Annotated in this window: 23 protein-coding genes and 1 riboswitch; of the genes, 10 read left to right on the top strand and 13 right to left on the bottom strand. The window is 71.0% G+C overall.

Annotation, left to right across the window (positions count from 1 at the left end):
• Nucleotides 1–4 precede the first annotated feature (4 nt).
• The 5 genes from ACZ6Z4_RS35700 to ACZ6Z4_RS35680 form a co-directional block, all read right to left on the bottom strand.
• Nucleotides 5–790: an SCO2322 family protein gene (locus ACZ6Z4_RS35700; protein ID WP_465575528.1), complete on the bottom strand. Its 786-nt coding sequence runs from the start codon at nt 788–790 to the stop codon at nt 5–7.
• A gap of 298 nt (nt 791–1,088) precedes the next feature.
• Complete coding sequence (locus ACZ6Z4_RS35695; protein ID WP_465575522.1) at nt 1,089–1,298, bottom strand: hypothetical protein; 210 nt, start codon at nt 1,296–1,298, stop codon at nt 1,089–1,091.
• The gene (locus ACZ6Z4_RS35690; RefSeq protein WP_465575517.1) at nt 1,295–2,308 is read right to left on the bottom strand and encodes an aldo/keto reductase family protein; all 1,014 of its coding nucleotides are present in this window, start codon (nt 2,306–2,308) and stop codon (nt 1,295–1,297) included. Before ACZ6Z4_RS35690 ends, ACZ6Z4_RS35695 begins: the two co-directional genes overlap by 4 nt.
• Nucleotides 2,309–2,354: 46 nt before the next feature.
• Nucleotides 2,355–3,698: an MGH1-like glycoside hydrolase domain-containing protein gene (locus ACZ6Z4_RS35685; RefSeq protein WP_465575511.1), complete on the bottom strand. Its 1,344-nt coding sequence runs from the start codon at nt 3,696–3,698 to the stop codon at nt 2,355–2,357.
• A gap of 14 nt (nt 3,699–3,712) precedes the next feature.
• Complete coding sequence (locus ACZ6Z4_RS35680) at nt 3,713–4,303, bottom strand: DUF3043 domain-containing protein (RefSeq protein ID WP_465575508.1); 591 nt, start codon at nt 4,301–4,303, stop codon at nt 3,713–3,715.
• A gap of 167 nt (nt 4,304–4,470) precedes the next feature.
• Here ACZ6Z4_RS35680 and ACZ6Z4_RS35675 point away from each other — a divergent pair, with 167 nt between their 5' ends.
• From ACZ6Z4_RS35675 to ACZ6Z4_RS35635, 9 genes are all read left to right on the top strand, one after another.
• Complete coding sequence (locus ACZ6Z4_RS35675) at nt 4,471–5,280, top strand: PspA/IM30 family protein (protein ID WP_465575504.1); 810 nt, start codon at nt 4,471–4,473, stop codon at nt 5,278–5,280.
• The gene (pspAA, locus tag ACZ6Z4_RS35670) at nt 5,277–5,552 is read left to right on the top strand and encodes a PspA-associated protein PspAA (protein ID WP_465575500.1); all 276 of its coding nucleotides are present in this window, start codon (nt 5,277–5,279) and stop codon (nt 5,550–5,552) included. The genes ACZ6Z4_RS35675 and pspAA overlap by 4 nt, the downstream gene beginning before the upstream one ends.
• 257 nt (nt 5,553–5,809) lie before the next feature.
• Nucleotides 5,810–7,333 (top strand): sugar transferase, encoded by a 1,524-nt coding sequence (locus ACZ6Z4_RS35665; protein ID WP_465575495.1) that lies wholly within the window; start codon nt 5,810–5,812, stop codon nt 7,331–7,333.
• Nucleotides 7,334–7,410: 77 nt separating this feature from the next.
• A complete protein-coding gene (locus ACZ6Z4_RS35660) occupies nt 7,411–8,163 on the top strand; it encodes a 3'(2'),5'-bisphosphate nucleotidase CysQ (protein ID WP_465575492.1) in 753 nt (250 codons plus the stop codon).
• Entirely contained in the window at nt 8,160–9,065 is a 906-nt protein-coding gene (gene cysD, locus ACZ6Z4_RS35655; RefSeq protein WP_465575489.1) for a sulfate adenylyltransferase subunit CysD, read from the top strand. Before ACZ6Z4_RS35660 ends, cysD begins: the two co-directional genes overlap by 4 nt.
• Nucleotides 9,066–9,072: 7 nt before the next feature.
• A complete protein-coding gene (gene cysN / locus ACZ6Z4_RS35650; protein WP_465576271.1) occupies nt 9,073–10,317 on the top strand; it encodes a sulfate adenylyltransferase subunit CysN in 1,245 nt (414 codons plus the stop codon).
• Nucleotides 10,314–10,811, top strand: a complete 498-nt coding sequence (gene pssD / locus ACZ6Z4_RS35645) for a PssD/Cps14F family polysaccharide biosynthesis glycosyltransferase (protein ID WP_465575486.1) — start codon at nt 10,314–10,316, stop codon at nt 10,809–10,811. Before cysN ends, pssD begins: the two co-directional genes overlap by 4 nt.
• Complete coding sequence (locus ACZ6Z4_RS35640; protein WP_465575482.1) at nt 10,808–11,425, top strand: glycosyltransferase; 618 nt, start codon at nt 10,808–10,810, stop codon at nt 11,423–11,425. The genes pssD and ACZ6Z4_RS35640 overlap by 4 nt, the downstream gene beginning before the upstream one ends.
• 222 nt (nt 11,426–11,647) lie before the next feature.
• Nucleotides 11,648–11,807, top strand: a riboswitch (cyclic di-AMP (ydaO/yuaA leader).
• Nucleotides 11,808–11,921: 114 nt separating this feature from the next.
• Nucleotides 11,922–13,604 carry a CBM96 family carbohydrate-binding protein gene (locus ACZ6Z4_RS35635; RefSeq protein ID WP_465575478.1) on the top strand — a complete coding sequence of 561 codons (1,683 nt, stop codon included), beginning with the start codon at nt 11,922–11,924 and terminating at the stop codon, nt 13,602–13,604.
• Nucleotides 13,605–13,664: 60 nt separating this feature from the next.
• Here the strand turns inward: ACZ6Z4_RS35635 and ACZ6Z4_RS35630 are convergent, their stop codons facing one another.
• A complete protein-coding gene (locus ACZ6Z4_RS35630; protein WP_465575475.1) occupies nt 13,665–14,390 on the bottom strand; it encodes a class I SAM-dependent methyltransferase in 726 nt (241 codons plus the stop codon).
• Between the two features lie 140 nt (nt 14,391–14,530).
• Here ACZ6Z4_RS35630 and ACZ6Z4_RS35625 point away from each other — a divergent pair, with 140 nt between their 5' ends.
• Nucleotides 14,531–15,637 carry a glycoside hydrolase family 26 protein gene (locus ACZ6Z4_RS35625; RefSeq protein WP_465575472.1) on the top strand — a complete coding sequence of 369 codons (1,107 nt, stop codon included), beginning with the start codon at nt 14,531–14,533 and terminating at the stop codon, nt 15,635–15,637.
• 6 nt (nt 15,638–15,643) lie between these two features.
• Here the strand turns inward: ACZ6Z4_RS35625 and ACZ6Z4_RS35620 are convergent, their stop codons facing one another.
• The 7 genes from ACZ6Z4_RS35620 to ACZ6Z4_RS35590 form a co-directional block, all read right to left on the bottom strand.
• Nucleotides 15,644–16,939 carry an RCC1-like domain-containing protein gene (locus ACZ6Z4_RS35620; RefSeq protein WP_465575469.1) on the bottom strand — a complete coding sequence of 432 codons (1,296 nt, stop codon included), beginning with the start codon at nt 16,937–16,939 and terminating at the stop codon, nt 15,644–15,646.
• 116 nt (nt 16,940–17,055) lie between these two features.
• Complete coding sequence (locus tag ACZ6Z4_RS35615; protein ID WP_465575466.1) at nt 17,056–18,648, bottom strand: oligosaccharide flippase family protein; 1,593 nt, start codon at nt 18,646–18,648, stop codon at nt 17,056–17,058.
• Nucleotides 18,648–20,384: a P-loop NTPase family protein gene (locus tag ACZ6Z4_RS35610; RefSeq protein WP_465575461.1), complete on the bottom strand. Its 1,737-nt coding sequence runs from the start codon at nt 20,382–20,384 to the stop codon at nt 18,648–18,650. The genes ACZ6Z4_RS35615 and ACZ6Z4_RS35610 overlap by 1 nt, the downstream gene beginning before the upstream one ends.
• 29 nt (nt 20,385–20,413) lie before the next feature.
• Nucleotides 20,414–21,352, bottom strand: a complete 939-nt coding sequence (locus ACZ6Z4_RS35605) for a glycosyltransferase family 2 protein (protein WP_363671269.1) — start codon at nt 21,350–21,352, stop codon at nt 20,414–20,416.
• On the bottom strand, nt 21,349–22,647 hold the full coding sequence (locus ACZ6Z4_RS35600) for a hypothetical protein (protein ID WP_465575456.1): 1,299 nt from the start codon (nt 22,645–22,647) through the stop codon (nt 21,349–21,351). Before ACZ6Z4_RS35600 ends, ACZ6Z4_RS35605 begins: the two co-directional genes overlap by 4 nt.
• Complete coding sequence (locus ACZ6Z4_RS35595) at nt 22,644–23,549, bottom strand: sulfotransferase family protein (RefSeq protein ID WP_465575453.1); 906 nt, start codon at nt 23,547–23,549, stop codon at nt 22,644–22,646. The genes ACZ6Z4_RS35600 and ACZ6Z4_RS35595 overlap by 4 nt, the downstream gene beginning before the upstream one ends.
• A partial coding sequence (locus ACZ6Z4_RS35590) for a hypothetical protein (RefSeq protein WP_465575450.1) occupies nt 23,546–24,716 on the bottom strand: 1,171 nt, incomplete at its 5' end. The genes ACZ6Z4_RS35595 and ACZ6Z4_RS35590, both read right to left, overlap by 4 nt.

Genomic DNA, 24,716 nt, shown 5'->3' with positions numbered 1-24,716 from the left:
CTGATCAGCTCTGCGTACGCCGGCGAGCCAGCACGAAGCCACCACCGGCCAGCAGCAGTACGACGACCGCCGCGACGACGATGCCGGTCACCGGAGCGCCGCCGTCGTCCTCGGCCGTCGGCGGCTGCGCCGCGTTGGTCGGGTTCGGCGCCGGGGTCGGGGTGGCGGCCGAGCCGACCGCCGGGCCGATCTCCAGCGTGACCGGGGCGTCGGTGGCCGGGACCTTGATGTCCTTCACCGCGGTACCGCAACCGGTCGCCGGGTAGCCGGCGATGCCGCAGGTCAGGCCCTTCTCGATCCGGACCGGGCCGGTCGCGGCCAGCACCTTCGCGCCGTTCGCCTTGGCGTCGGTGACGATGCAGGTCCCGGTGGGCGGCGGCGGGGCGACGCCCGACTCGGAGTCGGCCGGCGTACCGGGATCGACGACGAGAGCGACGCGCTTCTTGCCGGTCTCGGCCGGGGTCGCGCCGCAGATGGTGGCGAAGTCGCCGGCGGCCCGGGGGACGCGCGGCTTGGCACCGCCGACGGCGTACCGCCAGCCCTCGACCGAACCGTCGGCCGGGACGATCTGGTCGGCGCCCTTCTGGGCGAACGCCCACTGGCCGTTGGTCCACTGGTAGTAGCCCCAGAACCGGTAGCCGTCCTCGGCCGCGCGGGCCGGGCCGACGGCTCCGGCCGGGCTTGCCTCCGTCGTACCGGTTGCTTGGGCAGCAGCGGCGGTGACGGTCCCCGCCAGCAGGAGACCCGCCAGCAGGCTGAGGACCAGTCGCAGGGTCCGGTGTGCAGTCATCTCGTGTCCTCGCTCGGGCCGAGAGCCCAGCGAGAGGAGAGGCGCCACCGCGGCGAACACGGGGCCGGCTCCTCCCGCGGTCCTCGGCGGGTCGGTGAGCCTGCTGCCTGGACGCAGTGTTCCGGCTCACCGCCGCCCGGCGAGTCCGGGTGCGGCCTACGGTTGCGGGTCAGCGCCGGCTTCGGACCGGCTTCCCTGCGGCACAGCAGTGGTTCGGCCGCAGCTTATCCTGCTCGGACGCAGCGCCGCCCTTCTCCCGAGTCTGCTGGGGAGAAGAGCGGCGCTGTGTTCTTGCTTACTACTCCTGCGCGGCCAGGCTCATCGGGCCGTAGACCTCGCGCCCGTCCTCGAGCAGGTAGACCTGCGCGACGCCCTGCTCGGCCAGCTCGCGCCAGATCTCACCCAGCCAGCTCTCCGCGTCGCCCTGGGCCGAGAAGTCCCCGGTGCCCAGGTCGCCCGGGTCGGCCGGCTCACCGGCGGCGGTCTCGTACCGCCACGTCCAGCTCACGAGCCCGGCCGGGTCTGCGGCGCGTTCTGCGCGGTCTTGGCCGGGTCCCGCTCGACGACGCTGCCGAGCGCCTCGTCGATCCGCTTCAGCAGCGCGTCCTCGAGCTTCACCCCGGCCGCCTTGACGTTCTCGCCGACCTGCTCGGGGCGGGAGGCGCCGATGATCGCCGAGGAGACGTTCGGGTTCTGCAGCACCCAGGCCACGCCCAGCTGCGACATGCTCAGACCGGCCTCGTCGGCGATCGGCTGCAGCTCCGCGACGCGCTCCAGCACGTCGTCCTTGAGCCAGCGGCTGATCATGTTCGCGCCGCCCTTGGAGTCGGTCGCGCGCGAGCCCTCCGGCGGCTGCTGACCCGGCTTGTACTTCCCGGTCAGCACGCCCTGCGCGATCGGGGAGAACACGACCTGCCCGATCCCGAGCTCCTCCGACGCCGGGACGACCTCGGCCTCGATGACCCGCCAGAGCATGTTGTACTGCGGCTGGTTCGACACCAGCGGGATCCGCAGCTCACGCGCGAGCCGGTGGCCTTCACGGAGCTGGTCGGCGGTCCACTCCGACGTACCGATGTAGAGCGCCTTGCCCTGCCGGACGACGTCGGCGAAGGCCTCCATCGTCTCTTCCAGCGGCGTCTCGGTGTCGAACCGGTGCGCCTGGTACACGTCCACGTAGTCGGTCTTGAGCCGCTTCAGCGACGCGTTGATCGACTCGTGGATGTGCTTGCGCGACAGCCCGGTGTCGTTCGGCCCCAACGGCCCGGTCGGCCAGTACACCTTGGTGAGGATCTCCAGCGACTCCCGCCGCTGCCCCTCCAGCGCCTCCCCGAGCACACTCTCCGCCGCGGTGTTCGCGTAGGTGTCCGCGGTGTCGAACGTCGTGATCCCGGCCTCCAGCGCCGCCTTCACACAAGCCTTCGCCTGCTCGTTCTCCACCTGCGACCCGTGCGTCAGCCAGTTCCCGTAGGAGATCTCGCTGACCTTCAGTCCACTGTTTCCGAGATACCGAAAGTCCATGGGTCCGACCCTACTTCCACCGGCGGACAGCCGCTCGCCGAGGCGGTCAGTGGACGTCGATCACCAGCGTGTGGTGACCGGTGAGGTCGGCCGGTACGACGGTGGCCGGGTGGCCGTCGAGCTGTACGGCGGCTGTGGTGCCTGAGCCGGTCAGGGTGAGGTCGAGGGTGGCGGCGCGGTAGCGGAGGCCGGTCAGGTGGAGGTCGCCCAGGCCGTTCGGGACCGTCGGGCGGACGGTGATGCCGTCGGGGGTGAAGTGGAGGCCGAAGAGGGACTCGTGGATCAGGCGGAGGTACGCCGTGGCGGACCAGGTCTGGTGGGGGAGGGACTCCCACTGGCGGCCCACCTGCCAGCCGCCGTCGACGGCGCCGGTCACCGCGTTGTAGAGCTCGAACAGCTCGTCACCGGAGCCGTGGAAGAGGCGGGTCAGGTCGTCGAGGGTCTGGCCGAAGGTCTGGACGTCGCCGGCGGAGGCGGCGGCCGCGCCCCACAGGCCCATCACCATCGGCCAGCAGATCGCGTTGTGGCGGCCGGGGCGGTCGGCGTCGTACCGGTCGAAGTGGGGCCAGACGTTGACCATGCCGTACGGCTCGCGGTGGGCGCTCTCGAGGATCTGGCGGGTGCGCGACGGCCCGGCGATGCCGAAGTCGACGGCCAGCGCGAGCCCGGCGGTCTCCTGGTGCGGGTCGAGGCCGTCCGGGCCCAAGTAGTAGCCGTACTGACCTCTGGCGGCGTCCCAGAGGTGCAGGTTGATCGCGTCGGTCAGTACGTCGGCCCGGCGGTCGAACAGGGGCTCGTCGCCCAGCAGCGCCAGGCAGCGCAGCGCCCGGACGTACACCGCGTTGGTCGACAGACACTGCAGCTCCGCCGTACCCGGGTAGTCGAGCACGAACGACCCGCCCTGCTCGTCCGACGACTCCACTTCCTCGTACGACGGCAGCCCGCTGATCCCGTCCTGCATCAGCGCCGGGCCACGGTACAGCCCGGTCGCCGGGTCGAAGCGCTCCCGGTCGAGGATGGCCAGCGAAGCCCGCCCGATCTCGTACGCCGCCGCGCCGAACTCCCGGTCGCCGGTGACGGCCACGTGCTGCCACGCGCCGATCACCCAGATGATCTGGTCCCACCACTGGTTGTCCTGGGCGACCACTCCGCGGTCCAGGTCGCAGACCTTCAGCAGCGTCGCCCGGGCCACCTCCGGCGCGAGCAGGCTGGCGGCGTTCCAGCAGTTGATCGCGGCATCCCGCGTCCACGGGTCGTCGTAGCCTCCGCCGGCCCGGACGAATCCGGCGGCGGTGACGTTGACGTCCAGCAGGTTGTGCAGCGCCGCGTCGTACAGGCTGCTCAGGCCGGAGGGCCCGTCGAGGCGAGGGCGCGAAGAGTCAGCGGACACCAGCGGTCAGCTGCTCAGGCCGGCTTCTCGCCGCGGGCCACCATCGGCTTGGGCAGCCGCCAGCGCCGCATCTGCATCGTCCGCCGGACGGCGTAGAACCCGATTCCCCGCGTCCCCTCGTTCGGGAACTTGCGAGCGATCGCGCGCTTCAGGCCGGAGGACAGGAAGAACCAGTCCGCCCCGATGCACGCGATCATCACCAGGAACAGCAGGTTCACCAGCCCGGGCAGCCAGGTGAACACGCCGGAGAAGACGACGCCGAGCAACGAGATCACCAGCAGCACCGGCAGCGCGAACTCCATCACCGACCAGCGGGCGTCGACGTAGTCGCGGGCGAACCGGCGGACCGGGCCCTTGTCGGCGGCCGGCAGGTACCGGTCGTCGCCGGTCTTCATCGCGTCCTGCATCTTGGCCCGCTCGGTGCGCATCTTCTCGCGCCGGTACGCCGCCGCCTCCTTGCGGTTGCGCGGCTTCTTCAGCGCGGCCTTGCGGGAGGCCTCGGCCTCGCGCCGGGTCGGGGTCGGGCGGCCCTTGCCCCCGACCTTGCCCTGGGGCTCCGCGGCGGCGGGCTCGGGGGTTGTCTCGGACTTGCTACGGCGAAACACGGGACCTGGACCTCATTCGGGCTGCGTCAAGGGATCTCGGGGTGGTCCCCGGAGGATCGGACCAGTTTATCGGGGCCGGTCCTGATGGTGTCGTGACCCATGGGGACATAGGGTGGATGACACGCACGCCGGGTCCACTCTCCGGCACAGAAGGGGTACGGATATCGATGAGCATCTTCAGGCGGATGTCGACGATCTTCAAGGCCAAGGCGAACACCGCCTTGGACAAGGCCGAGGATCCTCGCGAAACCCTTGACTACTCGTACCAGAAGCAGCTCGAGCTGCTGCAGAAGGTACGCCGTGGTGTGGCCGACGTGGCCACCAGCCGGAAGCGGGTGGAGCTGCAGGCTTCGCAGCTGCAGGCCCAGTCGTCCAAGCTGCAGGAACAGGCGCAGAAGGCGCTGTCGATGGGCCGGGAGGACCTCGCCCGTGAGGCCCTGACCCGCAAGTCGGGCCTGCAGGGCCAGATCGACGACCTGACCGCCCAGCACGCCCAGCTCCAGGGCGAGGAGGAGAAGCTCACCCTCGCCTCGCAGCGGCTGCAGGCCAAGGTGGAGTCCTTCCGCACCAAGAAGGAGACCATCAAGGCCACCTACACGGCGGCCGAGGCGCAGACCCGGATCAACGAGGCCTTCTCCGGTATCTCCGAGGAGATGAGCGACGTCGGCCTGGCGGTCCAGCGCGCCGAGGACAAGACCCAGCAGATGCAGGCCCGGGCCGGCGCGATCGACGAGCTGCTCGCCTCCGGCGCGCTCGACGACGCCAGCGGCACCAGCAAGGACAGCATCACCCTCGAGCTCGAGCGGATGTCCACCGGTTCCGACGTCGAGAGCGAGCTGGCCGCGATGAAGGCGCAGATCGGCGGGTCCGAGGCGCCCAAGCAGCTGTCCCAGGACGCCCCCGGCGGGGCGCAGCCGGCCCAGCAGCCGGTCCAGCAGGCCGAGCCGGTTCGACCGCAGGACGGAGACGTTCGATGATCGTTCGCATCATGGGTGAGGGTCAGTACCGGCTCGCCGACGAGAAGCTCGAGCAGCTGAACTCGGTCGACACCGACCTGGAGAAGGCCGTCTCGGCCGGCGACGAGGACGGGTTCAAGACCGCGTTCGCGGCGCTGCTGGAGTTCGTCCGCAGCGGCGACCGGGTGCCGGACGACGAGCTGCACGACTCCGACGCGATCCTGCCGCCGGGCGACAGCACGCTGGCCGAGATGCGCGAACTGATCAGCGGCGACGGCCTGATCGCCGGCTGACGCCGACGGTGCCGGTCCGGGTTCCCCTCCTGGCGGACCGCCACCGAGTGTGACCATGCGTGAAGAGGGCCGACCTGCCCGGGTCGGCCCTTTTGCGTTGCCCGCCGTTCATCTTGGAACGATCACTCGCCGGATGTGCTGTTCGAGAGCGGTCACGCGTAGTACTCTCAGCTGAACCGCCGCCGACCAGGTGGCGAACATGCGGCAAACCGCACCGGGGGGAACCGGGGGCGGTGTTCACCGGGGGGTGACAGAGGGTGACGGATAGTGCCGTCGTGGGGGAGAAGTCCAAGGATGGCCTGGCGCCGTTGATCGCGGAGGCGCCGGACCGGCGCAAGCCGGTCTGGGTGGTACCGGACACGGTGCCGGCGATCGTTCCACGCTCGACCTGGGCGACCCGCCCGCCGTGGGTCGCGGTGTACCACTGGGCTGCCATCGGTGGCGACCTGCTGGCCGCGGTGATCGGCGCCTCGGTCGCGCTGCTGACCCGCTTCGGGTACCAGATCGGCGGTGGCTACCTGGTCTTCGGCAGCCTGCTGCCGCTGGCCTGGGTGGCCGCGGTCGCGCTGTCGCGCGGCTACGAGTCGCGCTCGTTCGGCTCCGGCGCGGACGAGTTCCGCTCGATCCTGCGGTCCGGCCTCGGGCTGACCGCCGTCGTCGCCGTCGTGTCGTACGCGACCAAGAGTGAGATCGCGCGCGGTTTCGTCGTCCTGGCGATCCCGGCGACGATGGTCCTCGCCTTGCTTCTCCGGTACCTGCTGCGTCGCGACCTGAGCCGCCACCGCTACCGCGGGCGCTGCATGCGCCGGGTCCTGGTCGTCGGCCGGGACGCCGAGGCCGCCACGCTGAGCGAGCGCCTGACCGAGCGTCCCGCGGACGGGTACCGCGTCGTCGCGGTCTGCCGGCCGCGCGGCGACGCCCGGCCGGGACTGGTGCCGGAGAGCATGGACGAGGCCGACATCATGGCGGCCGTCGACCGGCACGCCGTGGACGTGGTCGCGATCGCGGCCGATCCGGAGCTGTCCGGTCAGTCGCTGCGCCGGCTGTCCTGGGCGCTGGAGCAGCGCGGTGTCGAGCTGATCGTGTCGCCCGGCATCATCGAGGTGGCTGGCCCGCGGATCTCGGTCCGCCCGGTCGCGGGTCTCTCGCTGCTGCACCTGGAGCGCCCGTCGTCGAGCGCCGGCCCGCACCTGCTGAAGAGCATCTTCGACCGGCTGATGGCGCTGGTCCTGGTGATCCTGGCGCTGCCGCTGCTGCTCGGGATCGCGCTCACCGTCCGGCTGACCAGCCGCGGCCCGGTGCTGTTCAAGCAGCACCGCGTCGGCCGCGGCAACGTCCCGTTCACGATGCTGAAGTTCCGCACCATGGTGGTCGACGCGGAGGCCCGGCTGGTCGAGCTGACCCCGGCCAGCGACGGCAACGGGGTGCTCTTCAAGCTGCGCTCCGACCCGCGGGTGACCAGGGTCGGCAAGGTGCTGCGGCGCTACTCGCTGGACGAGCTGCCGCAGCTGCTGAACGTGCTGCGCGGCGAGATGTCGCTGGTCGGCCCGCGACCGCCGCTGGAGGTCGAGGTGGCCAAGTACGCCGCCGACGACACCCGTCGGATGCTCGTGAAGCCGGGGCTGACCGGGCTGTGGCAGGTGAGCGGCCGCAGCGACCTGTCCTGGGACGAGTCGGTGCTGCTCGACCTGCGCTACGTCGACAACTGGTCGATGACGCTGGACCTGCTGATCTTGTGGAAGACCGCACGGGCGGTGCTGAAGGGCTCCGGCGCGTACTGAGCCGGACGGCCGCTGGGGGGCGGCTGTGCGGCAGCGACGTCAGTCGCGCGGGGGGACATCTCGATGGAGGGGAACGGATGGCGACTGAAGACGGCCGGTTGGCCGTGGAACTCGCGACGCGGGCGGGCAGACTGCTGCTCGACCTGCGCGCGACTGGGGGTTCGGGCCGCGTCCTGGGCGCCGAGGGCGACCGATCGGCGAACGAGCTGCTGATCGGCGCGCTGCGGGAGCACCGGCCGGGCGACGCCGTACTGAGTGAGGAGTCGGCGGACTCCGCGGCGCGGCTCAGCGCCGAGCGGGTCTGGATCATCGACCCGCTCGACGGCACCCGCGAGTACGGCGAACCGCCACGCGTCGACTGGGCGGTGCACGTCGCCCTGTGGGAGCGCGGCGAGCTGACCGCGGGAGCGGTCGCGCTGCCGGCCATGAACGTTGTCCACGGCACCGAAGACCCGCAGCCGCTGACCGCCCGTGCGGCCGGCCCGCTGCGGATCGCGGTCAGCCGCAGCCGCCCGCCGGCGCTGGTCGAGAAGCTCGCCGTCGACCTGGACGCCGAGCTGGTCCCGATGGGGTCGGCCGGCGTGAAGGCGACCGCCGTACTGCGCGGCGAAGCCGACGCCTACGTGCACGCGGGTGGCCAGTACGAGTGGGACTCGGCCGCACCGGTCGCGGTCGCACAGGCGGCCGGGCTGTTCTGCAGCCGGATCGACGGCTCGGCGCTGCGCTACAACCAGCCCGACCCGAAGCTGCCGGACCTGGTGGTCTGCCGGCCCGAGGTCGCCGACGAGCTGCTGGCCGCGATCGCCGTACACATCCTGGAGCCCCGATGAGTCCCCGGTACCAGCTGACGCAGCTGGAGACGCTGGAGTCGGAGGCCATTCACATCTTCCGCGAGGTCGCGGCGGAGTTCGAGCGCCCGGTGCTGCTGTTCTCCGGCGGCAAGGACTCGATCGTGATGCTCCGGCTGGCGCAGAAGGCGTTCTTCCCGGCCCGGATCCCGTTCCCGGTGATGCACGTCGACACCGGCCACAACTTCGCCGAGGTGCTGGAGTTCCGCGACCGCCGGGTCGCCGAGCTGAACCTGCAGTTGCTGGTGGCAAGCGTTCCGGACGCGCTGGACCGCGGCTTCGTGCAGGCGCCGCCGGACGGGACCCGGAACCGGATCCAGACCCCGGTCCTGCTGGAGGCGCTGGAGAAGCACCAGTTCACCGCGGTCTTCGGCGGCGCCCGCCGCGACGAGGACAAGGCCCGGGCCAAGGAGCGGATGTTCTCGTTCCGCGACGAGTTCGGCCAGTGGGACCCGAAGAACCAGCGCCCGGAGCTGTGGAACCTCTACAACAGCCGGATCCACCTGGGCGAGAGCATCCGGGTCTTCCCGCTGTCGAACTGGACCGAGCTGGACATCTGGCAGTACATCGCCCAGGAGCGCCTCGAGCTGCCCTCGATCTACTACGCGCACGAGCGCGAGGTGTTCGAGCGCAACGGGATGCTGTTCGCGGTCCACGAGTACTGCTTGCCCAAGGCAACCGAGCCGGTGTTCACCGAGACCGTGCGCTACCGGACCGTCGGCGACGCGTCGCTGACGGCCGCCGTACGGTCGGCGGCCGACACCGTCGAGAAGGTGATCGACGAGGTGGCCGGGACCCGGATCACCGAGCGCGGCGCCACCCGGGGCGACGACAAGTTCAGTGAGGCCGCGATGGAAGATCGCAAGCGGGAAGGGTACTTCTGACGTGGACATCCTCAGACTGGCGACCGCGGGATCGGTCGACGACGGCAAGAGCACCCTGATCGGCCGGCTGCTGTACGACACCAAGTCGGTCTTCACCGACCAGATCGAGTCGGTCGAGCGGGCCAGCCGCGACCGCGGTGACGACTACGTGAACCTGGCGCTGCTCACCGACGGCCTGCGGGCCGAGCGCGAGCAGGGCATCACGATCGACGTCGCCTACCGGTACTTCGCGACGCCGCGGCGCAAGTTCATCGTCGCCGACACGCCCGGCCACATCCAGTACACCCGCAACATGGTGACCGGCGCGTCGACGGCCGACCTGGCGCTGATCCTGGTCGACGCCCGCAAGGGCCTGCTGGAGCAGAGCCGCCGGCACGCGTTCCTGTCCACCCTGCTGCACGTCCCGCACCTGATGCTGTGCGTGAACAAGATGGACCTGGTCGACTACTCGGAGAGCGTCTTCGAACAGATCCGGGCCGAGTTCACCGAGTTCGCGGCCAAGCTCGACATCGGCGACCTCACCGTCGTACCGGTGTCCGCGCTGCTCGGCGACAACATCGTCACCCGCTCGGCCGCGATGCCCTGGTACGACGGACCGAGCCTGCTGCACCACCTGGAGAACGTGCACGTGGCCAGCGACCGGAACCTGATCGACGTCCGGTTCCCGGTCCAGTACGTGATCCGCCCGCAGTCCGACAGCCACCGCGACTACCGCGGGTACGCCGGCCAGGTGGCCGGGGGAGTGCTGCGGGCCGGTGACGAGGTGATGGTGCTGCCGTCGGGCTTCACCTCGACGATCCGCTCGATCGAGACCGCCGACGGCGAGGTCGAGGAGGCGTTCGCGCCGATGTCGGTGACGCTGCGGCTGACCGACGAGATCGACATCTCCCGCGGCGACATGATCTGCCGGGTCAACAACGCCCCGACGGTCACCCAGGACGTCGACGCGATGGTCTGCTGGATGGACGACGCGCCGCTGCGGCCGGGCCAGAAGTTCGCGATCAAGCACACCACCCGGACCGCCCGGGCGATGGTGAAGGACCTGCAGTACCGGCTCGACGTGAACTCGCTGCACCGCGATCTGGGCGCCGACCACCTCGGGCTGAACGACATCGGCCGGGTCCGCCTGCGGACCACCCAGCCGCTGCTGTGCGACGAGTACAAGCGCAACCGCTCGACCGGTGGCTTCGTCCTGATCGACGAGGCGACCAACCGGACCGTGGGCGCCGGCATGGTCAACGAGGCGAGATGACGAGCGTCGAGCCCCGGCCGGCCGCCGACGCGGCGGTGCCGGCGATCCGGGTTCTGATGGTGTGTTCCAGCGGCGGCCACCTGGCGCAGCTGATGACGTTGCGGCCGTGGTGGTCCCAGCGGGACGTGTGCTGGGTGACGTTCCCGACCGAGGACGGCAAGTCGCTGCTGGCCGGCCAGCGGGCGGTGTACGCCTACCACCCGACCACGCGGAACGTGAAGAACCTGCTCCGCAACTTCGGCCTGGCGGTCGCCGTCCTGCGCCGCGAGCGGCCGGACGTGATCGTCACCACCGGCGCCGGCGTGGCGCTGCCGTTCTTCGTGCTCGGCAAGCTGGCCCGGATCCCGACGGTCTACATCGAGGTCTTCGACCGGATCGACCACCCGACGCTCACCGCGCGGCTCTGCCGGCCGTTCACCAGCCGGATGCTCGTCCAGTGGGACGAGCAGCAGGCGCTCTACTCCGGGTCCGCCGTCGTCGGGAGGCTGCTGTGAACACGTACGACGTCCTGGTCATCCTCGGCACCGACCACCACCACTTCGACCGCCTGGTCGGCTGGGTGGACGACTTCCTGGAGCTCCCCGGCCACGAGGGCCGCACGGCGCTCGTCCAGCACGGCTCCACGCCCGGGCCACGCCGGGCCAAGGGCGTCGGCATCGTCGCGTACGACGAACTGCAGGCGCTGATGCGCCAGGCCACGGCCGTCGTCTCGCACGGCGGCCCGGCGACGATGCTCGAGGTCCGCAAGCAGGGCCGCAAGCCGATCGTCGTCCCGCGGGACCCGCTGCTGAACGAGCACATCGACCAGCACCAGCAGCAGTTCTCGCGCCGGATGGGCGCCCTGGGCCTGGTCACGCTGTGCGAGGACCGCGACGGCTTCCTGACCGCCCTCACCGGCGTCCTGGCGAACCCGGAAGCGCACACCGTGTCGGCCGAGGAGAACCACCGTGACAGCCTGCAGCTGAGCGCGGCCGTCACCACCACCGGTCGGATCATCGACGCCCTGGGCCGGGAACACGCCTTGAAAACAAGCGTTTCAAAGCATGTAAAGAATGTCATGTTCCGCCCGCGAGAGCGAAACCGAATGCCGGGTGGAGCGTCCGGATAACAGGTTTCGAACACGGTCGGTGACGATTTCGGTTGTTATCTGTCCGTGATCTTACGTTCCGTGAGCTGGCTACGCTCGGTCATGTTAAGAGCGCTCTCGGACATCTTGAGGTCCTCGCCGGGACCTGCGTAAGCTCACCCGCGCCTGGCCCGGCCTGGGGACGTGCGAGGCTCGACCACCGTCGCCGGCGCGCAACGCCGAGTTCCGCCCTCCGGGCCGGCGATCTACCTACCACCCAGCAACAGAGGGCGGAAGTGGGGGAACCACAGGTTCCGCGGAGCACCAGCCCCCGGTGCTCCTTGGGGCGAAGCCGCAGCAGCGGCCGGGTAACACTTCCGACCCGAGCCCGACAGCTAACCTCACAGGCGTGCAGGAAGGACAGCCCCCCATGCGGGACAACCATTCCCGTAGGCATGGCCGACATCGGTCTGCCGTTCCCTCCGACGTACTGAACGAACCGGCCGCCAAAGCAGGCCGGCGGACCCTGATCCCGATCGTGGCAGCGAGCGCCCTGGTGCTGACCACCGCGGGGATCGGCTTCGCAGCTCTGAACGCCGACGAGCCCGCACCCGCCCCGGTGTCGCTCACGGCGACTGCGGACGCCTACGTGTCCACGAAGTCCCCCACCCAGCGGCACGGCTGGTCCACCCGGCTCGTCGTCAAGCAGAACGAGTCCACCAGCTTCGTCCGGTACGCCGTACCGGCCGCTGCCGAGGGGTACGCCCGCAAGGCCACCCTGGTCCTGACCAGGCTGACCGCGAGCAACCCGAGCAAGATCCAGGTCTCCACCGGCCCGGCGAAGTGGACCGAGGCGGTCTCCGCCTCCACCGGTCTGCGCGCCGGTACGGCGATCGCCTCCGCGGCCGACGACGGCAAGTCGAAGGAGCTGCGGATCGACGTCTCGGCCGGAGTCCAGACCGACGGTGCGCTGAACCTGGCGCTGACCCAGCTGGCCGGTCGCGGCGGCTCGGTCTTCGGTTCCCGCGAGTCGGGTGCCACCCAGACGAAGCTGGAGATCAGCTACGTCAAGGGCGACGGCAGCGGTCCGCAGCCGTCGGTGCCGCCGACCACGCCGACGGCTCCGCCCACCACCGGGCCGACCAAGCCGACCACGGCGCCGACCAAGCCGACGACGACTCCGACGAAGCCGACCACGACTCCGACGCAGACGCCGACCAAGCCCACGACGACGCCGACCCAGCCGACCACGCCGCCGTCCACCGGCAACCCGGGCTGCTCGATCTCCGACAAGCTGGTGCCGTCCTGCGGTGCGTTCTTCGGCGCGGCGGCCAACCCGCTGGGCTCGGAGAGCTGGGACGAGGCGCTGACGGCGTTCGAGTCGACGATCGGCCGGACGCTCGACATCGCGCACTACTACAACTCGAGCCCGAAGCTGTTCCCGACGGCCGAGATGATCAAGCGGGCCCGCGAACCCGGTAAGAAGCGGATTCTGCTGCTGAACTGGAAGCCCGAGATGGGCCGCACCTGGGCGCAGGTCGCCGCCGGCGACCCGGAGGTCGACAAGGCCATCGACGCCGAGGCGCAGTACCTGAAGACGACTTTCCCGGAGAAGTTCTTCCTCGGCATCCACCACGAGCCGGAGGAGGAGGTCAAGCCGGCCGCCGGCTCGGGCTACACGGCCAAGGACTACGCGGCGATGTACCGCCACGTCGTCCAGCGGCTGAAGGCCAACGGCGTCACCAACGCCGTCTACGTGATGAACTACATGGGGACACCGCACTGGGGCTCGCAGCCCTGGTTCAACGACCTCTACCCCGGTGACGACGTGGTCGACTGGATCGCGGAGGACCCGTACATCTTCGGTGACGACGCGAACTGGTGGGGTCCGTTCACCACCGGGGTCAACCGTAAGGACACCTACACCAACCCGAGCTGGCCGGGCTTCTACACCTGGGCGACGACCAAGCACCCGGGCAAGCCGATCATGCTCGGCGAGTGGGGGATCGACGAGCAGACCATGCTCGGGATGAACAAGGCCGACGTGCTGCGCAGTGTGCAGGACGGCCTGAAGAAGATGCCGCAGGTGAAGGCGCTGGTCTACTGGAACGAGGCCACCTTCCACACCGTCGGCACGACCCGGCTCGACTCGTCCGCGACCACCAAGGCCGCGGCGCGTGAGGTGCTGAACAGCGGGCTGCTGGCCCGCCAGGTCAAGTAGCGGTACGCCGTACGAAGGCCCCCGTCCACACACCGTGGGCGGGGGCCTTCGCCGTTGCCGTCAGACCTTCTCGAGCACCAGGATCAGCGCCATCCCGAAGAACTCCAGCCGGGACCGCTCGATCGCGTCGGTGACCGGGCGGATCTTGCCGCCCAGGCCGGACCGGTCGAACGGCGGCATGATGTAGTCGACGCCGGTCAGCCGGAAGCCCTTGGCCTCGATCTGCTTCGACAGGCCGCGGACGGTGAACGAGCGGGCGTCGGCGAGCCGCTTGTGCAGCGGCACGATCCAGGGCAGGAACGGCCCGTACTGCGGCGGCCGGCGCTTGCCGGCGACGAAGAACCCGTGCGTCTCGAACGGGAACCAGCGGTTCGGCGACGTGATCAGGAACCGGCCGCCGGGGGCCAGCACCCGGTGGATCTCGCCCAGCGTCAGGTCCAGGTCGGCGACGTGCTCGAGCACCTCGATCGTGGTCACCACGTCGAACGCCTCGTCCGGCAGGTCCAGCTTCTCGCCCGGCATCTGCCGGATCGTCAGCTTGGTTGCCAGCTCGGTGCCTTCGACCTCGGACCGGAAGACCGCCAGCCGCTCGGGCTCGACGTCGACCGCGGTGACCTCGTCGAAACCGGCGGCCAGGCGGCGCGTGTACGTCCCGTCGCCGCAGCCGACGTCCAGCAGGCGTTTGCCGGTCAGCTCGGTCAGTCCGGCGAGCGCGGTGAGTCGCTTCTCGACCCCACGGTCACCCTTGTTGCTCCGATGGGCACCCAAGCCCAGCGCACGTGTCATGCGGATTTCCCCCACCCCTACACAGCAGTACCCAAAGCCCCCCACAGGCTGGTGATTCACCATAACGACCCGGTCGGCCGCTGACAACGATCTGGGGAAATCAACCCTGCAACGGTTGTCACCGGCAGTAGCATCGGGTGATGACTTCGCAACCCCGCAAGGGCTGGACGCGTTGGCTGGTCGGTGCTGGTGGCTGTGCCCTGGTCGCGGCCGTCGCGCTGGTGAGCTGTGCACTGGTCCGCGGAGAGGACCAGCCGTCGAGCCAGCGGACAGCGCCTCCGCCATCGCCGCAGCCGACGCCTGGGTGCACTGTGTCGGCGCTGCTGGTGCCTTCCTGTGGCGTCTGGTTCGGTGCGGCGGCGAACCCGCTGGGGGACGAGTCCTGGGACGAGGCGCTGCCGGCGTTCGAGAGCGTCCTGGGCCGCCCGGTGGACATCGCGCACTACTACAACTCCAGCCCGAAGCTGTTCCCGACCGCGGACATGATCAAGCGGGCCCGCGAGCCGGGGAAGAAGCGGTTGCTGCTGCTCAACTGGAAGCCCGAGATGGGCCGGACCTGGGCCGAGGTCGCGGCGGGCGATCCCGAGGTGGACAAGGCGATCGACGCGCAGGCGGAGTACCTGACGACGACGTTCCCGGAGAAGTTCTTCCTGACCATCCACCACGAGCCGGAGGAGGAGGTCAAGCCGGCCGCGGGATCGGGGTTCACGGCCAAGGACTACGCGGCGATGTACCGCCGCGTCGCCCTGCGTCTGAAGGCGAAAGGCGCGACCAACGCGATCCTGGTGATGACGTACCGCGGTTCGCCGTACTGGGGGGTGCAGCCGTGGTTCGAGCAGCTGTACCCCGGGGACGACGTGGTCGACTGGATCGCCGAGGACCCGTACCTGTTCGGCCCGGACCCGGAGTTCTCCGGCGGGATCAGCCAGGCCGTGAACCGGACCCAGAAGGCCTACCCGACCTGGCCGGGCTTCTACACGTGGGCCACGAGCAAGCATCCCGGCAAGCCGATCATGCTGGCCGAGTGGGGGGTCAGCGACAACCTCGGGGAGGTGAAGCGCAGCGCGGTGTTCAGCACGATGCCCGGGCAGCTGACGGCGTTCCCGCAGGTGAAGGCGCTGGTCTACTGGAACGAGACCGATTTCAAGGACATCGGGGCCACCGAGCTCAAGCCCGGCAGCCAGTCCGTCAACGCTCTCCGTACGGCGCTCAGGTCACCGCAGCTCAAGCCCCCGCCGATCCCGTAGCCGGCTTCAGCGCAGCGCGATCAGCACGTGCCGGCGGCCGACACCGACGGCGGTCACCCAGCTCGGCTCCGGCACGCCGTTCTCGACCGTGACCGGGCCCGGCTTGTTGCGGTCGAGCCGGTCACCGGTGGCGAGCTGACCGCGGCCGTTCGCGCCCCAGGTGAGGATCTCGCCGTTCTGCAGGACGGCGACGCTGTAGCTCTCGCCGGCCATGATGTGCTGCACAGCAAGGAGTTTCGGCTCGCTGCGGCTGCCGTGCACCGGCGTCGCGAACGGCTGGACCTTGACCGTGCCGTTGCCGAGCTGGCCGCCGTTGTTGTGCCCCCAGCCGACGACCGAGCCGTCCTTGAGCAGCGCCAGCGTGTGCTTCTCCGCCGACGAGATCTCGGTCGCTCCGGTCAGCGGCTTGCCCGGGGCAACCAGGACCTCCGCGGGGATGTTCCGGTTGGTCCCGGTGCCGTCGCCGAGCTGGTGGACGTCGTTGCGGCCCCAGGTCACGACCCGCCCGTCGCCGAGCAGCGCGACCGAGTGCTGGCCGCCGATCGCGATCGCCCGTACGCCGGTCAGCGGCGCCTTCCCACGTCCCGTGACCGGGACCGGGAGCTTGGCGACCACCGGCGCCGACGAGCCGAGCTGGCCGTACTCGTTGTTGCCCCAGCCGAGCACGGTGCCGCGGTCGGTGAGCGCGAGCTCGCTGCCGCCGTCGGCCGAGATCGCCCGGACGCCGGTCAGCGGGCCGGTCGCGGTCGGGTTCAGGACGACGCTCGGCGTGGTCGGGTTCGCGGTGGTGTCGGCGTTGCCGCGCTGGCCGGAGTTCGCGCGGCCCCAGACCACCACGGTGCCGTCCTTGCGCAGGGCAACGGAGGTGTTGGAGTCGGCGGCGATGTCGACGACTCCGGTGAGCGCGCCGGGGGCGCCGTCGGGGGCGCGGACCGGGACGGGGACGAGCGAGGCGGCGCGGGTGCCGTTGCCGAGCTGGGCGTCGTCGTTGGCTCCCCAGGCCAGCACGCGGCCGTCCTGCATGAGCGCGAGCGAGTGCTGCTCGCCCGCTGCCAGGCCGATGACGCCGACCAGGTTCGCGCCGTTGCGGTCGACCACGGGACCGAAGCTGGTGCGGATGCCGGTGGGCGCCGACCGACCGAGCTGCCCCGCGTCGGAGAAGCCGCTGGACAGCACCAGCCCGCCGGTGTTGCTGGGCCCCGCCGCCGAGGGCTCAGCGAGCGGCACAGCCTTCGCACACGCGCTGAGCCCGGCGGCGAGTGACATCAGCGCGGCCACCACCAGAAGCGGGCGGCAGGTCATGGGGCCTCCTGGTCTGGACTGAGGAGTGGAGGGAGCGAAGCGACCGGAGCGACGAGGGAAGACCAGGAGATCAAGCCCCATGACCCGCCGAGCCGGAGGCGAGGCATTTGGCACAGTCATGACATCGGCACCGGCTTCGTTTCTTCCGCGGCCGGGATTGCGTCGGCCGGCTGAGGGTTGCGACGGCGCAGCATCGCGGTGAACGCCGTCAGGGCAAGGTGGTCGCGCAGCTTCCACAGCGCGGCCAGGTAGCCGGCGGCCCCCACCGCCAGCACGGCCATCAGCACCCCGTCGGAGGGGTCCGTGGCCAGGTTCAGAACCGTCGGCGGGACGGCGAAGAAGGCGATCGCCAGGCCGCCGACCGTCACCGACAACCGGCTGAACGGCAGCCAGTGCAGGTTCGCCGAGACCTGGATCATCCCGAGCACGTTCCGGACCACGATCGCGGCCGCCCACGCGATCGCCGCGCCGATCATGCCGATCCGCGGGATCAGCAGCAGGTTCAGCGCCAGGTTGACGCCGAGGGCAACCAGCGCGTTGACCAGGCTCAGCCCGCTCCGCCCGGCCATCAGCAGGATCAGGTCGACCGGCCCGCCCGCGGCCGCGAGCAGCGCGGCCAGCGCGAGCACGATCACCACGTCGTCCCCGGCCCGGTACGCCGTACCGCCGAAGACGTGCAGCAGGAACGGCGCCAGCGCCAGGCACGCGAGGAAGAACGGCCACGTCAGCGACATCGTCCACGCGGTGACGGTCTGGAAGACGCGCTTGGTGGCCCGGTCGTCGCCGGAGGAGAGCAGCGCGCTGGTGTGCGGCGCGGCGACCTGCTGGATCGCCTGGGTGCCGAGCTGGCCGATCACGAACAGCCGGGTGGCGACCGTGTAGACCGCGGCCTCGGCGGGGGAGCGGAGCGCGGCGACGAGGACGATGTCGGCGCGCTGCAGGATGCTCTGGCTGATCCGGGAGATCACCCGCGGCCAGGTGTAGACGGCGTACTCGCGCCAGAGGTCGCGGCGGGCCGACGGCGGCAGGCCGGGGCCGGTGCGCGCGGTCAGGCGGCGCTCGATGACGAGGTACCAGGCGATCGCGACGACCGTCGCGACGGCGTACGGGAGGGCCCAGGCGAGCGTGAGTCCGCCGAGGCCGGCGCCCGCGGCGACCGCGACGCCGACGAAGCCGACCTGCAGCAGCGCGCGGCCGATCTTGTCGACCAGGACGGTCGGGCGGATCGTGGTCAGCCCGCGGGTCGCGGACAGGACCGTGTTGGTCACCGCGGCCAGCGGCACGCAGACAGCCAGTACGGCGACCGCCTGCGAGCCCGGCGTACCGCTGCCGTCACCGAGGACGGCGTCGGCGACCTGCGCGCGGAGGACGAGCAGGACGACGGCGACCAGGCTGCCGCCGGCGAACGAGACCAGAGCCGCCATCCGCACGGTGGTGCGGGCGTCGGCGAGCCGGTCCTCGACCAGGAAGTGCGGCAGGAACTTCGACAGCGACACGTCCGAGCCGAGCTCGGCGATCGCCGCGACGATCAGGAACACCGCGGTGAGCGCGAACAGGCTGCCGGCCACGCCGGCTTCCGTCCCGCGCGTCACCACCCAGGTGAGCAGCAGCGTCAGCACCGCGCCGCCGGCGGCTCCCACCAGGTTGGCGGAGCCGCCGCGGGCGATCTTGTTCAGGCTGGCGGGATGCGCACCGGCCGGAGCGGCCACTACACCGATCTCCGCGACGCCGCGTAGCCGGTCTCCTCGTCGTCGGCCCCGCTCTCGGGGAACCACGGCGAGGACTCCTTGCGCTGGCCCTTTTCGTTGCCCTCGGCACCAGCTTTCTCGGTGTCCGGCTCCGGCCGGTCCTCCAGCATGGTCATCTCCTCGGTCCGCTCGTCCACCGCGACGAGCTTCGGCGAGGGAGCCGCCGGCTCCGGAGCGGCGGCGGTCGTTGCCGGCGCGACCTCGGGGGCCGCCACGACCGTCTCTTCGTGCTTGTTCTTGCGGGACTTGCGCGACGACTGGTCGACGACAACACCCACCAACCGCGCCCCACCCCGCGTGACAGCCTCAGCCGCGTGCTGCAGGTCGACCGATGTGGTCTGCCGCAGACTCACCAGCACGATCACGTCCGTGCACAGGTCGGCCAGCGTCAGCGTCTCCGGCGCCGAGGCGATCGGCCCGGCGACCAGCACCCAGCGCGACTCCGGCGTCAGCCCGTCCAGGAACTCCCGCATCTGCGGCGACGCCAGCTTGTCCACCGACGCCGAGAACGTCGGCCCGACCGGTACGAACCGCAGGTTCGGCTGGTACTCGGTCACCACCTCACCCGGCGCGACGACCTCGTTCAGCACGTCAGCAACACCAGCAGTGTCGCCAAGCCCGGTAGCCCGAGTCAGCTCACCACCAGCGTCCACAACAGCAACAGTCTGGTCAGCCCGCGCCAGCGCAGCCGCCAGCGCCAGCGGCGTGGTCGTGTGCGACTCAGCAGCTCCAGCCGGCACCAGCAGCACAGCCCCACCTTCAGGACTCGCCACCCCCAGCACACTCCGCAGCAGCCGAGCCCCATCCGGCAGCCCAGCCGAAGCGTCCACCAGCAACGCGTCAGCGTGCTCGTCAGCAGCCGGCTGCACTGTGCTCAGCACCGGGTACCCCAGCGCCTTCACGTCCTCGACAGTCCGCAGCGTCCGGTCGTTGAGCGCCCGCATCACTGCCAGTACGAGCCCGAGCAGCAGCCCGACCCCAGCACCGGCCACCGGCATGATCCACCCGGGCAGCCCAGCAGCACCGGTCGGCAGGTTCGCCGGGGACAGCACCTGTCCCGGGTCGCCCTGGAACAGCCGCAGGTCGCTGATCTGGTTCTCCAGCTTGGTCGCCTCGGCAGTGGTCGTGGCGACGCGCTGGTCGGCCAGCACGCGGGCCGGCGTACCGGCGGTGGTCTTGTTGAGCGCCTGCAGGTTGCGCTGCAGGGCGGACTGGTTGGCGGTCCGGGCCTTGGTCAGGTTGTTGATCTGGGCCTGCACCGACTCGGCCGCCCGCCGCTCACGAGCGACCAGGTACGCCGAGGCGAACGCGTTCGCGCCGTCGCGGGCCGCGGCCGGGGTGATGTCGGTGTAGGCCACCTCGAGCACCTGCGAGTTCGGCGGGTTGGTGACCGCGAGCTGCTCGACCAGGGCCGCGACCGACGCCTTGCTGCGCAGCGTCGTCTTGGCCAACTGCGCGACCGCGTCGGAGCTGACCAGCTGTGCCTCGGTGCCGAGGTTGGCGAGGTTCTGGCCGCGCGCACCCGGTGCGTACGGGTTGCCGTTGGCCGGCTCGACCAGCACGGTCGCCGTCGCGGTGTACGTCGCCGGCTGCTGCCGGGCGCCGAGGAACCCCAGTGTCGTGCCGACGGCGGCCAGGACCAGAATCACCGGCAGCCGGCGCGCGAGCCCCGACCAGGTGAATCTGCTGCCCTGCACCGGACCTGTCGTCTCCCTCGTCGTGCCGCTCATATTCCCCGCCCTCTCGCATTCGCCCATTGCAGAACTCTGTTCGCCGGGACGACCCCAGATGCGATCGCCAGCGCGAGGTACCCGCGCTTCTCACCAGGCGCCAGCCGCAAGGCCCGCAGGGCCCACCGGCTGGACTCCGTACGGCGCTTGAGCGCGCCGTACGCGACGGCCTTCTGGCCGTAGATCCGGGCCAGCCCGCGCGGGCTCTCCCGGATCACCGCGTGCTTGTCGACCATGTAGTCGAGCGCGTCGATGATCACCGCCCAGCGGGTGGTGAAGAACGACCCCGGGTGCCAGAGCACCTCGACCAGGGGTTTGCTGACCACAGCCACCTTCTCGGCGGCCAGCGCCCGCAGCATCCAGTCGTAGTCCTCGGCGTACCCGCCGGGCAGGTCCTCGTCGACCCAGCCGATCCGGTCGAAGGCGGCCCGGCTGACCACGACGGTCGACGGGTGCGCCTCCATCACCCGGCGCCGGGCCAGCTCGGTGACCGTGACGTCGGCCGGCGTCGGGACCCGGACGTGGGTCTGGTCGCCGATGGTGATCTCGATCCCGCAGACCGACAGCCCGGCGCCGGTGGTGGTCAGCATCGCCACCTGGGTGCCGAGCTTGTCCGGCCGCCAGCTGTCGTCGTCGTCGCAGAACGCCAGGTACTCGCCGCTGGACGCGGTGACGCCGCTGTTGCGGGCGCCGGCGAGGCCGGGGGAGCGGGTGTTGGTGACGACGTTCACCCGGCGCTCACCGGCCTGCCCGGTCAGTGGCAGGTCGGCCGCCAGCGTGGTCTCGGGCTCGCTCTGGTCGTAGACGACGACCAGCTCGACGGGACCGGCGTAGTCCTGGGCGGCGATCGACGCGAGCGCCTTGCGGAGCAGCTCGGGCCGGTTCCGCGTGGCGACGACGACGCTCACCGAAGGAGCAGTGGGCGATGTACTCATGAGGTGCTCCTTCTCAGCACGGCTGGTACGAACCGGTTCGACCCGGACAGCAGAACGATTCCCTGGACGGTGGCCCCGACCTCGGCGATCCGGTGCACGGCCTCGGCCAGCGCCTGGCGCCTGGTGCGCGGGGTGACGATCAGTACGACGTTGCCGGTCATCCCGGCCAGTACGGAGCCCGGCTCGCTGGTGACACCGTTGCTGGTGACCAGCACGGTGCTGGCGCGGGCCCGGGTCCGCGGGACCGGCACGGTGTCGACAGGCAGCACGCTGTGGTCAACGACCCAGGCCCGTCGTCCGTGATGCCGCAGTGCGGCGGACAGCTGGTCGGCCGCGGCGCGTTCGAGTTCCCCGGGCGGCCGGTCCGGTGGAGCGACCATGACAGTGCCCGTCCCCAGACCCAGTACGCCGGCGGTGATCGGGTCCCAGCTCCGAGCCCCTGGTCCGCCGGTCTTGTGCAGCTTGAGCTGGACCACGGCGCTGTCCGGCACCAGGTGGGTGACGTCCTTGGCGCTGCCCAGCCGGGACGAGCGGAACGCCGCGATCAGCAGGCCGCCGAGTCCGCCGAAGACCATGCCGGCCACCGGCGGCACCAGCGGGTTGACCCGCCGGGCGCTCGTCGTACCGCCGACGCGGACGACCTGGCCGGGGTACGCGCTGGTGACGCGGACCTGCCGCGACTCGGTCTGCCGGGCGGCGATCTGGGCCGCGATCGCCTGCCGGGTGGCGCGCTGCTCCGCGAGCTTGGCCGCGGTCGGGCTGCCGGTGATCAGCGTGCCGTCCAGCCGGGCGTTCAGCGTCGCGATCTGCTGGCCGATCAGCTCGACCCGGTGGTCGCGACGGTCCTCGAACTCGGCGCGGCGCAGCTTCAGGTACTCGGTCGTCATCGCGACCGCGCCCTTCTCGGCGGCCCGCCGGTTGGTGGACACGTACGTCACCTTCAGCACCTTGGTGGTCGGCACCGCCGAGATGTGCACCTTGGTGTTGATGTTCTTCTCGCCGGTCGCCCGCCGGGCCGCGTCCAGGATCGGTTCCGAGACCAGCCGGGCCGCCTCGGTGTCGATGGTGAACCACTTCGCGCCCTCCTCGCCCTTGCGGGCCAGGTAGAGCGGCGCGTCCGCGACCAGCACGGCCGAGGTGGACGAGTAGACCCGCGGGGTGCGGACGGTCCAGGCGACACCGGCGGCCGCACCGAGCAGCGCGCAGACGGCAACGGCCACCGCGCCCCTGCGCATCGCGCGCAGGTAGGCGGACAGCTCGACGGCGTCGTCGCGCGCCGGGCGGCCGGGCTTCACAGCCGCCAGCTCGGTGTCTGGCCGAGGATCACCGACAGCTCGGCGTCGGAGGAGTCGAACCGCTCCAGCAGCGAGGAGCGCAGCGAGTCGGCCATCGGCTTGCTCGGCCGCGCGTTGGCCTGCTCGACCTTCGCCGGGTCGTGCACCGGCAGCCCGAGCCACTCCTGCAGCCGGGCGAACTGCTCGACCGGCTCGGCGAAGAAACGGTTCGCGTCGATCACGAAGACCTGCTCCGGCGAGAGCGCCTGCTGCAGCCGGACGATCTGCTCGGCGTACCGGCCGCGGCCGACGTAGGCGTGGTGGCGGTGGTGGAAGCTCTGGTACGACGGGTCGGCCTGGATCCGCTCGACCTCACCGGCCAGCCGCTCGTCCTCCAGCGCCAGCGCGGTCTCGAAGTCCTCGGTCTCGAAGCCGCGGGCCTTCTCGTGCTTGTACGCCGAGAACGCGCGCTCGACCGGGTCACGGACCAGCGTGACCACCTTGACGTCCGGCAGGTGCCGCGCGATCCGCTCGGCGGCCAGCGGGTGGAACATGTAGTACCCGCTGCTGTCGAAGGTCATCGGCCGCCCGTACGCCCGGGTCCGGGCCGCGGCCACCGGCGCGACCGGGAAGTGCCCGCGGTACCACGACCACGGGTGGTCGTAGCCGATGTCGAAGTACCCGATGCCCTTGTGGAACAGGGGCCGCACGATCGCCGGGTGGTCGACCAGCAGCCGGTACAGCGTCGTCGTACCGCAGCGCTGGGCGCCGGCGACGATCAGGTCCGGCAGCATCCGGACGCCGGAGGTGGCGCGGCCGACCGCACGGGTGGCGGTGCGGATCGCCTGCTGGGCGCTGTCCGGGACGACGTCGCGGGTGGATCGCAGGACGGCGGTGCTCCTGCCGGTCAGACCGGTGGTCATCGGACTCCCTTCGCGGCGGCGATCCGCCGGCTGTGCCGGTCCAGTGCTTGCAGCACGGTCCGGGTCGTCGGACGGATGACGTCCCCCTGGTCGCCCTGGCTGCCGATCAGGTAGCGGGCGGTGAGGGACGCGAGGTACAGCCCCGCCAGCAGCTCCTGCTCAGCCGGTGGGCAGTTCGGGTGGTGGGTGAACGGGCTGGTCAGTGCGGTGTCCAGCACGGCGTCGGAGAAGCCCTCAGCGCGCGTGCTGGTGTGCACCACGTAGTGCACCCGGTCCAGCCCAGCCGGTACGCCGGTGGCGAAGCGCTCCCAGTCCCACAGCTGCAGCCGGCCGCCCTTGTGGTTCAGGTTCCACGGCGCGAAGTCCCCGTGCCAGGCGGTCAGCCGGACCAGGTCGTCACCGCGGCTGCGTTCGATGCGCTCCAGCGACGCGTCGTACGACGCCCGGTGGCCCTCGTCCTCGATCTGGTCCCCGGTGGCGCGCAGGTCCTGCCAGTACGCCGTACTGGCGAGCTCCGCCGAGCCTTCGTCGTACTGGTCGTAGAGCTCGTCCAGCGGTTCCAGCGGCGGCTGCAGCAACGCGCCGGCGCCGGGCCGGACGGTGGTGTCGAGTGCTGAGATGACCAGCAGCTCCAGACCCTTCCAGCTGCCGCGGTGCAGCAGCCGGGGGATCTCCAGCAGCTGCCAGTTGTGCTCGGCGAGCAGAGCGAGGTTGGCGCCCTCCTGCCGGACCAGACCGGCGGTGAGCGCGGAGTCGCCGACCTTCACGTACGCGACGCAGCGGCCGCGCCAGTCGAAGACCTGCAGGATCGGCTTCTGGTTGGCCCGCAGCGAGCCGACGCCGAGACCGACGACGACCTCCGTCCCGAGGACGCCGGACAGGTACTGCTCGACCGACTCACCGGCGACGGCCGGCAGCGTGATCCGGATCCGGTCGGCCAGCAGACCCTCGGCGCGAGCCCGGAGTGCGACCGATCCGATCAGCCGGACCGCGCGCTCCTTGCTCGACAGCGCGCGGCTGAACCGGCGCAGCCCGCTGGCCGCGGCGGGGGGGGGGGGGGGAGGGGGGGGCGGGGGGGGGGCGGGCGGCGAAGGAACGAAGACGGTGTCCTCCGCCCCCATTGTCCTCCAGTTGTCGGGGGCGACCGCACACGCCCGCCAGGGCGAA

Source organism: Kribbella sp. NPDC104740 (assembly GCF_055583505.1).
Note: the sequence above shows the minus strand (reverse complement) of the source record. Positions and strands in the feature narration are given on the sequence as shown.